16 protein-coding genes and 1 riboswitch are annotated in these 12806 nt (G+C 69.0%); of the genes, 3 read left to right on the top strand and 13 right to left on the bottom strand.

Translation table 11 applies throughout. From position 1 onward, the window contains the following. Positions 1-22 precede the first annotated feature (22 nt). The 7 genes from fdxA to IEW87_RS08140 all read right to left on the bottom strand — a co-directional run bounded on the left by fdxA (position 23) and on the right by IEW87_RS08140 (position 5379). The gene (gene fdxA, locus IEW87_RS08170) at positions 23-349 is read right to left on the bottom strand and encodes a ferredoxin (protein ID WP_188711764.1); all 327 of its coding nucleotides are present in this window, start codon (positions 347-349) and stop codon (positions 23-25) included. Between the two features lie 48 nt (positions 350-397). Beyond that, a complete protein-coding gene (locus IEW87_RS08165; RefSeq protein WP_188711763.1) occupies positions 398-781 on the bottom strand; it encodes a DUF6113 family protein in 384 nt (127 codons plus the stop codon). A gap of 4 nt (positions 782-785) precedes the next feature. After that, positions 786-2690, bottom strand: a complete 1905-nt coding sequence (typA, locus tag IEW87_RS08160; protein WP_188711762.1) for a translational GTPase TypA — start codon at positions 2688-2690, stop codon at positions 786-788. A gap of 87 nt (positions 2691-2777) precedes the next feature. Beyond that, a complete protein-coding gene (locus IEW87_RS08155; RefSeq protein ID WP_188711761.1) occupies positions 2778-3479 on the bottom strand; it encodes a hypothetical protein in 702 nt (233 codons plus the stop codon). Between the two features lie 98 nt (positions 3480-3577). After that, positions 3578-4255 carry a hypothetical protein gene (locus IEW87_RS08150; protein WP_188711760.1) on the bottom strand — a complete coding sequence of 226 codons (678 nt, stop codon included), beginning with the start codon at positions 4253-4255 and terminating at the stop codon, positions 3578-3580. Continuing rightward, complete coding sequence (locus IEW87_RS08145) at positions 4248-4760, bottom strand: RNA polymerase sigma factor (protein ID WP_188711759.1); 513 nt, start codon at positions 4758-4760, stop codon at positions 4248-4250. The genes IEW87_RS08150 and IEW87_RS08145 overlap by 8 nt, the downstream gene beginning before the upstream one ends. Positions 4761-4824: 64 nt before the next feature. Continuing rightward, positions 4825-5379 carry a hypothetical protein gene (locus IEW87_RS08140; RefSeq protein WP_188711758.1) on the bottom strand — a complete coding sequence of 185 codons (555 nt, stop codon included), beginning with the start codon at positions 5377-5379 and terminating at the stop codon, positions 4825-4827. Positions 5380-5404: 25 nt separating this feature from the next. On the opposite strand from IEW87_RS08140, the gene IEW87_RS08135 reads away from it, so the two are divergent. Beyond that, positions 5405-6151, top strand: a complete 747-nt coding sequence (locus IEW87_RS08135) for a CPBP family intramembrane glutamic endopeptidase (RefSeq protein WP_188711757.1) — start codon at positions 5405-5407, stop codon at positions 6149-6151. Between the two features lie 81 nt (positions 6152-6232). On the opposite strand, the gene IEW87_RS08130 is transcribed toward IEW87_RS08135, so the two are convergent. Further along, positions 6233-6652, bottom strand: a complete 420-nt coding sequence (locus tag IEW87_RS08130; protein ID WP_188711756.1) for an NUDIX hydrolase — start codon at positions 6650-6652, stop codon at positions 6233-6235. Next, entirely contained in the window at positions 6649-7122 is a 474-nt protein-coding gene (locus IEW87_RS08125; RefSeq protein WP_188711755.1) for an NUDIX hydrolase, read from the bottom strand. Before IEW87_RS08125 ends, IEW87_RS08130 begins: the two co-directional genes overlap by 4 nt. 289 nt (positions 7123-7411) lie before the next feature. On the opposite strand from IEW87_RS08125, the gene IEW87_RS08120 reads away from it, so the two are divergent. Further along, positions 7412-7690: a hypothetical protein gene (locus IEW87_RS08120; RefSeq protein WP_188711754.1), complete on the top strand. Its 279-nt coding sequence runs from the start codon at positions 7412-7414 to the stop codon at positions 7688-7690. Between the two features lie 2 nt (positions 7691-7692). Here the strand turns inward: IEW87_RS08120 and IEW87_RS08115 are convergent, their stop codons facing one another. The 4 genes from IEW87_RS08115 to thiM all read right to left on the bottom strand — a co-directional run bounded on the left by IEW87_RS08115 (position 7693) and on the right by thiM (position 11323). Then, positions 7693-8118 carry a GNAT family acetyltransferase gene (locus tag IEW87_RS08115; protein WP_229731023.1) on the bottom strand — a complete coding sequence of 142 codons (426 nt, stop codon included), beginning with the start codon at positions 8116-8118 and terminating at the stop codon, positions 7693-7695. Next, a complete protein-coding gene (locus tag IEW87_RS08110) occupies positions 8115-8252 on the bottom strand; it encodes a hypothetical protein (protein ID WP_188711753.1) in 138 nt (45 codons plus the stop codon). The genes IEW87_RS08115 and IEW87_RS08110 overlap by 4 nt, the downstream gene beginning before the upstream one ends. A 183-nt stretch (positions 8253-8435) precedes the next feature. Continuing rightward, on the bottom strand, positions 8436-10553 hold the full coding sequence (thiD, locus tag IEW87_RS08105) for a bifunctional hydroxymethylpyrimidine kinase/phosphomethylpyrimidine kinase (RefSeq protein ID WP_373285100.1): 2118 nt from the start codon (positions 10551-10553) through the stop codon (positions 8436-8438). Further along, a complete protein-coding gene (thiM, locus tag IEW87_RS08100; protein WP_229731022.1) occupies positions 10550-11323 on the bottom strand; it encodes a hydroxyethylthiazole kinase in 774 nt (257 codons plus the stop codon). Before thiM ends, thiD begins: the two co-directional genes overlap by 4 nt. Next, a riboswitch (TPP riboswitch) is annotated at positions 11315-11409 on the bottom strand. (Overlaps the previous gene by 9 nt.) A gap of 93 nt (positions 11410-11502) precedes the next feature. Between thiM and nadA the strand changes: the two genes are divergently transcribed. Beyond that, positions 11503-12786 carry a quinolinate synthase NadA gene (gene nadA, locus IEW87_RS08095; RefSeq protein WP_188711750.1) on the top strand — a complete coding sequence of 428 codons (1284 nt, stop codon included), beginning with the start codon at positions 11503-11505 and terminating at the stop codon, positions 12784-12786. Positions 12787-12806: the final 20 nt, after the last annotated feature.

The following is a 12806-nucleotide window of genomic DNA, read 5'->3' as shown; positions in this document are numbered from 1 at the left end:
CGAGTCTATCGGCGCGAGTCGGTCAGTCCCCTTGCGGCTGTGGCGGCAGCGCGGCGACGAGCGGGTGATCCTTCGGGATGACGCCGACCTTCGCGGCACCTCCCGGCGACCCCACATCGTCGAAGAAATCGACGTTGACCCGGTAGTAGTCTTCCCACTCCTCGGGGACGTCGTCCTCGTAATAGATCGCCTCGACGGGGCACACGGGCTCGCACGCGCCGCAGTCCACGCATTCATCCGGGTGAATGTAGAGCATGCGCTCGCCCTCGTAGATGCAGTCGACGGGACATTCGTCGATGCATGCGCGGTCTTTCAGGTCCACACAAGGCAAGGCGATTACGTAAGTCACGCCCTCAATCCTAGCCGTGACTACTGGACGCGGCCTCGACAGAGGGGCCTACTGTGTCGGCGCATTACCGCTGCGCAGCCGGGGCCACGCTGCGACGATGAGCACAATGCCCGTCAGCACGATCATCCAGGTGACGCCATACGGGAACTCGCCGGGGGCGGCCTGGGCCACGACGACGGATCCGCCCGGACCGCGACCGGAGAACACGATGAGTGCGCCGATCATGCCGGCGCCGCAGGCGAGAACGCTCGCGCGGTCCTCGATCAGCAGGCGGACGGCGATCATCAGCGCGAGACAGCCGACCGACGCGACCACCAAACCGACCGGAAACCACCCGATCGCGATCGGGTGCGAGATCGTCCCGGCGACGCCGAAGACGGCTCCCGCGAGCGCGGCGAAGAGCCACGAGATGATCCGCGTCGGCCAGGCCATGACGTCAGTCCTGGCGCTTCCGGCGGGCGGTCTCCCGGCCCCGCTGCACCTGGTCGAGGATGACCTTGCGGATCCGCACGGTCTCGGGGGTCACCTCGACGCACTCGTCGTCGGCCGCGAACTCGAGAGATTCCTCGAGCGACAACCGGCGCGGCGGCGTCATCGACTCGAACGAGTCGGCGTTCGCGGAGCGCATGTTGGTGAGCTTCTTCTCTTTGGTGATGTTCACGTCCATGTCGTCGGCGCGCGAGTTCTCGCCAAGCACCATGCCCTCGTAGACCTCTTCGGTCGGGCCGACGAAGAACGTCATCCGCTCCTGGAGAGCGATCATCGCGAACGGCGTGACGACGCCGGCGCGGTCGGCCACGATGGATCCCTGTGCGCGCGGAGAGATCCCGCCCGCCCACGGGCCGTAGCCGTGCGAGATCGCGTTCGCGATGCCGGTGCCGCGCGTGATCGTGAGGAAGTTCGTGCGGAAGCCGATGAGCCCGCGGCTCGGGATGATGAACTCCATGCGGATCCACCCGGTGCCGTGGTTGACCATCGTCTCCATACGGCCCTTGCGTCCGGCGAGCAGCTGCGTGATTGCGCCGAGGTACTCCTCCGGCGCGTCGATCGTCAGGCTCTCGTACGGCTCGATGACCGCGCCGTCGTCGCCCTTACGCGTGACGACCTGCGGCTTTCCGACCGTGAGTTCGAAGCCCTCCCGGCGCATGTTCTCGACGAGGATCGCGAGCTGCAGCTCGCCTCGACCCTGCACCTCCCACGCGTCGGGCTGTCCGATGTCGACGACGCGAATCGACATGTTGCCGATGAGCTCGCGGTCGAGACGGTCCTTCACCATGCGCGCGGTCAGCTTGTGGCCCTTCACCTTGCCGACGAGCGGCGAGGTGTTCGTCCCGATCGTCATCGAGATGCTCGGCTCGTCGATCGAGATCTGCGGCAGCGGCCGAACGTCGTGCGGGTCGGCGATCGTCTCCCCGATCGAGATGTCGTCGAAGCCGGCGATCACGGCGATGTCGCCCGGGCCGGCCTCCTCGGCCGGGTAGCGCTCGAGCGCCTTGGTCATCATCAGCTCGGTGATGCGGGCGTTCTGCGTGGATCCGTCGCTGCGCACCCACGCGACCGTCTGGCCCTTCTTGAGCGTGCCGTTGAACACGCGCAGCAGCGCGAGGCGACCGAGGAACGCCGACGAGTCGAGGTTCGTCACCCATGCCTGCAGCGGCGCCTCATCGTCATAGGTGGGAGCGGGAACGTGCTTCAGGATCGCCTCGAACAGCGGCTCGAGGTTCTCGCTGTCGGGCAGGGATCCGTCAGCGGGCTGGGTCGCGCTCGCGAGGCCGGAGCGACCTGACGCGTAGACGACGGGCACGTCGAGCAGCGCGTCGACGTCGAGGTCGGGCACGTCATCGGCGAGATCGCCCGCGAGTCCGAGAAGAAGGTCCTGCGCTTCGGACTCGACCGCGGCGATGCGCGCGTCGGGGCGGTCGGTCTTGTTGATGACGAGGATGACGGGGAGCTTCGCCTCGAGCGCCTTGCGCAGCACGAAGCGCGTCTGCGGCAGCGGGCCCTCGGAGGAGTCGACGAGGAGCACGACGCCGTGGACCATCGACAGACCACGTTCGACCTCACCACCGAAGTCGGCGTGGCCCGGGGTGTCGACCACATTGATCGTGATGGGCGAGTCGGTGTGCTCGCCGTTGTAGGTGACCGCCGTGTTCTTGGCGAGGATCGTGATGCCCTTCTCACGCTCGAGGTCACCCGAGTCCATGGCACGTTCATCGACGTGCTCGTGGTCGCCGAAGGAACCGGTCTGGCGCAGCATCGCGTCGACAAGCGTCGTCTTGCCGTGGTCCACGTGCGCGACGATGGCGACGTTACGGAGATCGGAGCGGTGGGCAAGCGCCATGAAGGGATCCTTCTGGGTCGTTGGGAGATGCCCCGAAACCAGGGCAGTCCATCCTATCGTCCGCGCTTGACCGCGCGCTGTGCGGGGTCAGGCGGTGGGGACCAGCGCCGATTCGACACGCACCGCGGGCCCATCCCCGCTCGTTTCATCGAGGGCCGCTCGGATGGATCCGTCATCGAAGACGACACTGATCGTCAGACGTCCGCACTCGTCGCTGTAGCCGGGCGGCACAGCGATACCGAACCGCTCGGCGACGAACTGGGATGCCGTCTCGTCGAAGAGCGGGCGCTCGTGCGGCGCCAGTGTCGGGGACCCGTCCGGGCACACCTCAAGGGGCGCGGGCTCCGAGCCGCCCGGTTCGATGGACGTCACTTTCAGGCTGTTGTCCGCGCGCGAATAGTCACCTGTCACAGTGAACTCGCCCCAACGGACGGGTCCGCGCTCGACTTCACCCCAGTCCATTCGTCCGCGCTGCTCGTCGTCGCCGTCCACCGCACCCCAGTCCCACCCGATGAGCTCCACGCCAGAACAATTGGGCGGTAGTGATTCCTGGACGCCCTCGACACAGAGCTGTGGTGGCCGGTCCCCGTCTTCGATCACCATCGTGCGGTGGCGGGTCGTCACCGTCACCGTGCCGTCAGGATTCGTTGTCGCGGGCGGGTCCGTGCGGGCTGGGGACGCGCTCTGTGCCGCGTCGGCGCCGGATGGCTGGCTCGCACACGAGACAAGGCCCGTTGCCAGGACCAGGCAGGCGACGAGCCCGAGACTGGCGCGTCGTGTCGTCGTCATAGCGTGTCTCCTGTCCATCAGTCCTGTCTGGACTGTTGCCGCAATCGGCGGATCGTTACAGCGCACGTCAGCTGATCGGCGGATCGTTACAGCGCACGTCAGCTGATCGGCGGAACCTCCCGCTCGACGCCGTTCATGTCCATCACCGCGACGATCGCGCCGGTGTCCGCGCGGATCACAAGGGTGATTTCGTCAACGGAGACGCGCCAGAGCGCGTTGCCGACGGGATCCGTGCTGCGCGTCGCGCTCGACGCACGCCCCCCTACCGCGAGAGACTCGAGCAGTTCCGCTTGTGCGGTGGGAGTCGCCGCTGACGACGTCAGCCACGCCACGAGCGAAGCGCCGTCCGGCGTAGCCTGAGGCACCTGCAGCGCGGTGCCGCGATCCGCCTCATCGCGGCTCTCTTGACCGTTACGGTCTTCCTGCGCGTCCTCGGACGAAGCGTCGCTCGCCGCGAGCCGATCGGCGGCGCCGGACAGCACGGTCGATGGATCGGGCTCCGCAGGGGTCGCGACGGCACGCGGTGCACCCGGTGCGCTCACGAGCGCACTGCCGATGCCGATCGCGGCGATCGCGACCACGGCACCGACTGCCAGCGACACCACGATGGCACCTCGCCACCGGCGCCGACGCGGCGCAACGTGTGCGGCGCGCGGGGGCCGTGGCCGCGGCGCGATGAGCGCCTCGAGCTCCCGCTCCGCACGGTCGCTCAGCGGACGGTCACGGTGTCCAGAGTCCGGGCGCGCATCGCGCACGAGCAGTTCGATGTCATCCATCCCCTTCTCCTTCGCGCGCAGTGGGTGGTGCGAGGCGCCGACGCAGCCGATCTCGTGCTCTCGTGAGGCGCACACGGATGGCGCCGGGCGTCGTGCCGAGGATGCCCGCCATTTCGTCGCTGGTCAGGTCTTCCCAATAGGCCATGTAGAGCACCTCCCTGTCGTTCTCCGAAAGTCCACGAAGGGCGATTCGCGTCTCGATCTTCATGTCGTCCGGCGTTTCGGGCGCCACGTCCTCACGGATCCGTTCATCCGCGCGCCGCGACCGCGCGCGCCGCCGGTATTCCGTGCCGATCACGTTTCGGAGGATCTGGTACAGCCACGGAAGTGTGAGTGCCGCGCCGTCGTCGGTGTACCGCCGCCACGCCACCTGAAACGCGTCGGCGGTCGCGTCCTCGGCTTCCTGATGGCTGTCGAGGCGCTGTTCGGCGACCGTCAGGAGCAGCCCGTAGTAGGCGCGGTAGAACGCGCGGAACGCGTCCGCATGTTCAGGCCCGTGCCCCACGCCGCAACTTTCGTCGATGGATCCCTCTGAGCCTCATGTTGCCGCAGACCCTTCGCCTGTTACATCAGCCGGGCAGAACGATGCCGTTCGTCTGAGTGAGCGAGAAGACGAGCCAGGCGGCGATGACGATCGCGGCCGCGATGCTCGGCCAGTCCCAGGTCTTGGTGACCGCACCAGGCGAACCGTCGGCGTGGGAGTGCAGTCGCTGCAGTGCCTCGGCCTCACTGTCGGCGGGATCCTCGGCCGAGCGGCGGCCGATCGACCGGTGCAGACGGCGCGAGGATCCGCCCCATGCGGTGATCTTTCCGCCCTGACGCAGGGTGAACTCGACGTTGTACCGCAGGCGCACCTCGGCGACCGTGCCCCACGGCACGTCGATCACGCGCAGCAGGTTGAACAGGCGCGCCGCGGAGTCGTCGGCCTCGATACGCGGCACGACCTGGAACACCCACACGACCCAACAGATCGCGGCGAGCCACGGCGCGACGAGGAAGGCATCCCAAACGCTCCCGCGGATCGCCATGTCGATCAGGAGGAACGCGGCGATCGCCGTGGCCAGACCGAACCACACCCAGCCCATGACGGAGCGGAAGACGAGCTTGTTCTCGGCGGGGGGCATGAGGTCAACTCTATGATGACGGGTGATGTCCTCCCCCTCTCGCACGCGCCTCGGCTGGGAGATCGCGATCGTGCTCGCCCTGTCCATCGGACAGTCGGCGATCTATTCGGTCCTGTCGTTCACCCGATCCCTGTTGCGCGAAGCCGCGCTGCGCGATCAGGCGACGGCGCTCAATCCATCGCGGGCAGACGAGGCGGTCTGGGACGCGATCTACCGCGTCTTCGACGTCTTCTTCGACCTGGCGATGGTCGCTCTCGTGCTGTACCTGCTGTGGGAACCGGGGCGGCGCGCGTTCGACCGCATCGGGCTGACCTTCTCGCGGTTCGGACGCGACTGCGGCGTCGCGGTCCTGCTCGTGGCGGCGATCGGGATCCCCGGGCTCGCGCTCTACGGCGTGAGCCGGTTGATGGGGCTTACGCTCCAGGTACAGGCTGCGGAGCTGGACGCGGCGTGGTGGACGATCCCGCTGCTCGTGCTCTCGGCTGTGCGTGCAGGGCTGCTGGAAGAGATCATCCTCAACGGCTACCTCGCCGAGCGCTTCTCGCAACTGCGGTGGTCCGCATGGCAGGCGCTGGTGTTCATTGCCGTGCTGCGCGGGCTCTACCACCTCTATCAGGGGCCCGCGATGGCGCTGGGCAACGTCGTCATGGGGCTCGTATTCGGGTGGGTGTACCTGAAGTGGCGCCGAGTGATGCCGCTCGTGCTCGCTCACGCCCTGATCGACATCATCGCCTTCGTCGGCTATCCGCTCGCGGCGCCCTTCCTCCCGTAGTCCCCCTCATTTCCACAAGTCTCCGACGAGTACGGCGCGATTCGCTGCGGACTCGTCGGAGACTTGTGGACTTGTGGAGCGTCACACCGCAGCGGCACGCAGGGCCGGAAGGATCCGTTCCGTCATGAGCGGCGCGAGGTCGGGCGACGCCGAGACGGTCGGGACGACCCACCGGATCTCCTCGATCTCGGCCTCCGGCGCCGTCACCTCGACGGGCGGATGCGTGAACACCGTTCCCCGGACGACGTAGCCGCCTTCATTCGCGGCGGGTGCCTCGAAGACGCCGAGCAACCTCATCAGCGTCGGTTCGAGGTCGACGCCGAGCTCCTCGCGAACCTCGCGGATCGCGGTGTCGACGGCGCTCTCCCCCGGATCCGGCTTGCCGCCCGGCTGCATGAACCGCGTCGTGCCACGCTTGCGGACCGCAAGCACGTGCCCCGTCTCGGGGTGACGTAGCACGACGGCGCTCACGTGGATCCGCCGGCGATCGTGATCGATCATGTCTCGAACCGGGCCGAGCCCTCGCGCGTGAGCGCCACGTGGATCCGCTCGCGCATGTCGTCGCCGAGACCCGCATTCTCGAGCTCGGAGATCGGGCACCACCAGGCGCGCGTATTCTCGCCGTCGGCTGGGTGCGGATCGCCGCCCGTCCAGCGACAGCGCACGACGTGGTCGAGGAACTGCGCCTGATCCCCGTTCGAGAACGTCATCGGCGGCATCGCGTGCACCCACATGAGCGCCTCGGCCTCCGAGGTGATCCCGGCCTCTTCCTCAACCTCGCGCACGGCGGCGGTCGCGGGCTCCTCGCCCGGATCCACGATTCCGGTCACCGGAGTGATCCGCCCGTTGTCCGCCCGCTCGACGAGCAGCACGCTGTCGTCCTTCACGACGACGGCCGTCACACCGATGAGCCACAGCGGGTCGTGCCCGATCTTCTCGCGCAGCCGCAGGATGAAATCAGGTGTCGCCATCCCCCGACCCTATGCGTGCCCCGCTCCACGGCTCCTCACGACACCGACGAGTCCGCAAGTCTCCGACGAGTCCGCAACGAATGGCGACGGACTCGTCGGAGACTTGCGGATATCGGTCGGACGCCGGGCCCGCCCCGCGGGATAGCGCGGGCGAGCTTGGGTGGGTCGCACCAGTGCGGAGTCGGGTGCGCGGGGCATACCTCGTCCACAGGCGAACGATACGCCCTTTCTGTTCCCGATGGCGGGGTTCGCAGCCATGTGACTCACACGGATATGCGACGCTCGGCGCATGTCCATATTCTCGCCGACACGAAGGGCGCCGCACGGATCACCGGGCAGGTCCACGGCCACTCTCGCGGTGATCGAGTGGCTCGGGCATCCGATACCTGAGCTGCAGGTGGTGTTCGACCTCAAGGGGTACGGCGAAGCGCGCGTCGACACCTACTGGCGTGACTCCGATGTCGTCGGAGAGGCGGACGGAGACATGAAGTATCGCGATGATCCCCGCGGGTCGCACACCGCGATCCTTGTGGAGAAGAAGCGCGAGGATGCGCTGCTGACGCGCTGATGTCAGCTGTCGGCGAGCAGACGCCGGCCAGCCACCAGAACGTCCGACCGCTCATAGCCGCGTCCGTCGTAGAACGCGAGCACCGGTGCGTTATCGGAGCGCACCATGAGCTGCACCTTCGGACATCCGAGTGCTTCGAGACGCTGCTCCGCCTCGCGAACCAGCGCGGATCCGATCCCCTCGCCCGTCCTCGATGGGTCGGTTGCGAGATAGTAGAGCCAGCCGCGATGACCGTCATAGCCGGCCATCACGGATCCGACGACGCCCTCGTCGTCCGCGACGAGCAGCAGATCCGGCCAGACGGCGCGAGCGCGGGCGATGTCAGCACGCGGGTCGTTCCACGGTCGAACAAGACCCGTGCTGTGCCAGAGGGCGATGACCGGCTCGATGTCGGCATCCGTGATCGGACGGATTCGCACGTCGGTCACGGCAGCCGCTGCGCGAGACCGTTGCGCACGCCCGGCCACTCCGTGTCGAGGATGGAGTACACGGCCGTGTCTCGGACGTGGCCGTCGCGGAGGATCCGATGACTACGCAACATCGGAGTAGACGAGAAGCTCATTCGGCGACCCTATCGTCGGACGCATTTCCGCAAGTCTCCGACAGGTCCGCAAGTCTCCGACGAGTCCGGTGCAAACAGCTGCGGACCTGTCGGAGACTTGCGGACTCGATGGAGACTTGTGGACTTGTGGGGGCGTCGCGCCGGGCGGCTCGCGCGCCGCGACCGGCGACGGCGCACGGCCCCTCACTCCCCCTGCGCGAAGAAGGCGCGCTCGTGTTCCGCCGACTGAACGAACGCGCGGCGCATGAGCCGCAGTCGTGCGCCAGGTGCGCGTCGTGCGGCCTGCTGCACCCATGCGATCGCGGCCCGTGTGTCACGCGCGAACTCGTCGGATCCGTAGGTGTCGAGCCAGTCTCGATACGGGTGGTCCGCGCGGTTCGCGGCGGCGAGGTCGCGGCCGATGTCGTCGTACAACCCGAAACACGGCAGCAGGGCCGCGACGAGCACGCCGTGGTCGCCGGTCGCGGCCGCCCGCTCGAGGTGCGCGAGGTAGGCGGCGGCCTCCCGGGACGGCGTGCGCGCCTCGGTCGCGCCGTGCGCGCGGTGCAGCTCCATCTCAGTCTCGCGACACGAGGCCGCCGACGCCTCCCAGAAGCGACGTTCCGCGCGCGTGGGTGCCACGACCGCGGCGCGCGCAAGCAGGTGAGCATACGCCTCGAGGTAGATCGCGTCTTGTCGTAGGTATTCCGCGAACCGCGCGGCGTCGAGGGATCCGTCCGCGAGCTGCGTCACGAACGAGTCGGAGACGATCGCGGCGCGGAGCTCTGAGATGTCCTCCCACCACGCGTCGAGCTCGGCGTCACGACGCGGCGGCGCGATGCCGGCACGCAGCGCGTATGCATGGTCGACCGGACCGTGCCCGCCGTCCGAGCCCACCTCGAGCCCGTCGGCGGCCGCGATTGCACCGCGCAGCCACTCTCTCGCGAGCCGCGCGGACCATGCCCAGCGCACGTCGTCCGCGAGCGCCGTCCGGTCGCCGGCTCGAATGGAGGCGATCGCCGATGACAGCGAGCATCCCGTGCCGTGGGTGCTGGCCGTGTCGATCCGCGTCCCGTCGAACGCGGCGAGCACACCCGCGGATCCGACGAGCGCGTCCGGGCTGCGATCGCCGGGAAGGTGGCCTCCCTTGGCGTAGACGAGCACCTCGTGGCGCGCGGCGAGCCGCTGCGCCTGCGCGAGTGCCTCCGGCCACTCGCGCGCCTCGGGTTCGCCGACGAGCACCGCCAGCTCCGGCAGGTTCGGCGTGATCACATCGGCAAGACCGACCAGCCTCGTCAGGGCCGCCTCCGCGGCAGCGTCGAGCAGACGGTGACCGCTCGTGGCGATCATCACCGGGTCGAGCACGACGGGCGTGGATTCGCGGCGCGCCGCGAGCCAGTCGGCGACGACGTCGATCACGGTCGCGTCGGCGAGCATTCCGATCTTCACCGCATCGATACGGACGTCGGCGTCGAGCGCCGCCAGCTGCTCACCGAGGAACGCGGCGGGCGGAACGTGGACACCGGCCACGCCCTGGGTGTTCTGGATCGTGAGGGCCGCGATCGCGGCCATGCCGTAGCCGCCGGTCGCCTGGATCGTCTTGAGGTCCGCTTGGATCCCCGCCCCTCCCGACGGGTCGGATCCCGCGATCGTGAGCACGTTGGGCACGGGGTGCGCGGCGCGTTGCCACTCGTGGTGCAGCTCCCGAGCGGCATGCTCAGGATCCGCCGCGCGGCAGATCGCGCGCACGACGGCGATCCCCGCCGCACCGGCCGCGATCGCGTCCGCCGCGTCGCCCACGCCGACGCCGCCGATTGCGACGCACGGCAGAGCTCCGGCGGTCTGCGTCGCGCGAGCGAAGCCATCCCATCCGAGCGGCTCGGGTGCGTCGGGTTTCGTCGGCGTCGCGCGCACGGCGCCGACACCGAGATAGTCGACGGTTCCCGGAGAGAGCGTGCGGGCACGTGTGATCTCGTCGCCGGTCGACGCGCTGAGGCCCACGATCGCCCGCGGCCCCACGCGTTCGCGCACGTCTTCGACGGGTTCGTCGCCCTGCCCGACGTGCACGCCATCGACGTGCATCCCCGCCGCACGCGCGGCGAGGAAGACGTCGACGCGGTCGTTGATGAGAAGCACCGCTCGGCCGGCGATCGCCTCAGCGCAGGCGTCAACGACGCGGAGGAGGTCGCCATCGGCGAGGTGCTTGCCGCGGATCTGTATCGCGGTCACCCCGCCCTCGACCGCCGCCGCGACGATCGCGGCGGGGTCGCCGTCGTCGATCGTCGCGAGGTCGGCGACGAGGTACGTGCTCACGTCGATCATCGTGATGCCAGCTCGGCGGTCGTCACCGCATCGAGCGCGTCGAGGAAGCGCACGGCGAACGTCCCCGGGCCGACGTCGCCCTGCGCTGCGCGCTCGGACGCGGCCGCATACAGCTCGTGGGCCGCGACGGCGCCCGCGAACGGATCCGACACCGCAACCGCTGCGGCCACGATCGCGCCGAGCGAGCAGCCGCCGCCCGTGACGCGCGTCAGGAGCGCGTCACCACCCGTCACGCGCGCCTCGCCGGTCGGCCCGACGATGAGGTCGACGGGCCCCGAGACGGCGACCACCGCCCCCGTCTCCGCGACGAGCCGCTCGACGGCGCTCCGTGCCGCCTCGACGCCATCGGTCGCGTCGACACCGCGACCACCGGATCCCTCGCCCGCCAGCGCGCGGATCTCGGACGCGTTGCCGCGGATCACGTCGGGCCGCAGGCGCAGCAGCTCACGCGCGAAGTCGGTGCGCAGCGTCAGCGCGCCGACGCCGACCGGGTCGAGCACCCACGGGGTCTGCGCGTCGTGCGCCGCCGATGCGGCTTCGCGCATCGCCCGCCGCTGCTCGTCATCTGGCGTGCCGAGGTTGATCAGCAGCGCCGACGCGTTCGGCGCGAGCTCGGCCGCCTCGCCCGGCACGTCCGCCATGACCGGCGCGGCGCCCGCCGCAAGCAGGGCGTTGGCCGTGTAGTTGATCACGACCGCGTTAATGATGCACTGCACGAGGGGCACGCCCTCGCGAAGCGACTGGAGAATACGGGCACTGGCGTCCGTCATGATCGACATCCCTCCGCTCGTGTGAACGAGATCAGGTTCTTCGGGTGTGGTCTCAGTCCCCGGCGGGGACACCCCGTGTCTTCTGCCGACCACCGTAGCGGACACCCTTACGGTCATGCGTACCCGAAGTCCGCGTATACTTCAGGTCACAGCTACCTGAACCACAGTGAGGACCACGCATGCCCGCCACCCGCGTCACGCTCGGCCCCTCCGTGGCCGATGCGATCTCCGCTTCCCCGGACGACTCCTGCACGACCGATCTCGCCGAGTCGCCCTGGTCTTTCGACGACGTGCCCGGCTACGGTCCCGGGTCGTCGATGGCGGATCCGTTCCCGCAGCACGCTCCCGTCCAGAGGGACCTGCCGCCCACCTACCGCGACGCCTCGGACGACGAGCTGCACGCGCGGATCCGTGTCGCCCGGGAGGAACTCGGCGAGCGCGTCGTGATTCTCGGCCACTTCTACCAGCGCGACGAGGTCGTGCAGCACGCCGACTACGTGGGTGACTCCTTCCAACTCGCGCGTGCCGCGACCGAGCACCCGAACGCCGAGGCGATCGTGTTCTGCGGCGTGCACTTCATGGCCGAGACGGCCGATCTGCTGTCGGGGCCCGACCAGGAGGTCGTCCTCCCCCACCTCGGCGCCGGGTGCTCCATGGCCGACATGGCATCGATCGACGAGGTCGAAGACTGCTGGGAGCAGCTCGAGGACATCCTCGGGCCGCTCGACGAGCCGGACGCCGATGGCCTCGCGCCGGTGATTCCGGTGACGTACATGAACTCCTCGGCCGCGATCAAGGGCTTCGTCGGCCGCAACGGCGGCATCGTGTGCACCTCGTCGAATGCGCGCACGGTGCTCGAATGGGCGTTCGCGCGCGGCCGGCGCGTGCTGTTCTTCCCGGACCAGCACCTCGGCCGCAACACCGCCAAGGCCATGGGAGTGCCGCTGACGAGCATGCCGATGTGGAACCCTCGCCAGCCCCTCGGCGGATCCTCCGCGTCCGAACTCGTGGGCTCTCGCGTCATCCTGTGGCACGGGTTCTGCTCGGTGCACCGCCGCTTCACGACCGCGCAGATCGACAAGGCGCGCGCCGAGCATCCTGGGGTGCGCGTGATCGTGCACCCCGAGTGCCCCATGCCCGTCGTCGATGCCGCGGACGAGTGGGGGTCGACCGATGTGATCCGCCGCGCGATCGAGGGCGCGACAGAGCCGCAGACCTTCGCAATCGGCACCGAGATCAACCTCGTCCAGCGGCTCGCCGCACAGCACCCCCAGCACACGATTTTCTGCCTCGATCCTGTCGTCTGCCCCTGCTCGACGATGTACCGGATCCACCCGGCCTACCTCGCGTGGGTGCTGGAGCGCCTCGTCGCCGGCGAGACGGTCAACCAGATCACCGTCTCCGATGACGTGGCCGCCCCCGCCCGTCTCGCGCTCGACCGCATGCTGGCGGCCACCCCGTGACGTCCTCCCCCTCGACCCCG

Origin of the sequence: Microbacterium faecale (genome assembly GCF_014640975.1) — a bacterium.
Classification (GTDB): domain Bacteria; phylum Actinomycetota; class Actinomycetes; order Actinomycetales; family Microbacteriaceae; genus Microbacterium; species Microbacterium faecale.
This window is presented reverse-complemented; position numbering and strand designations above follow the sequence as displayed.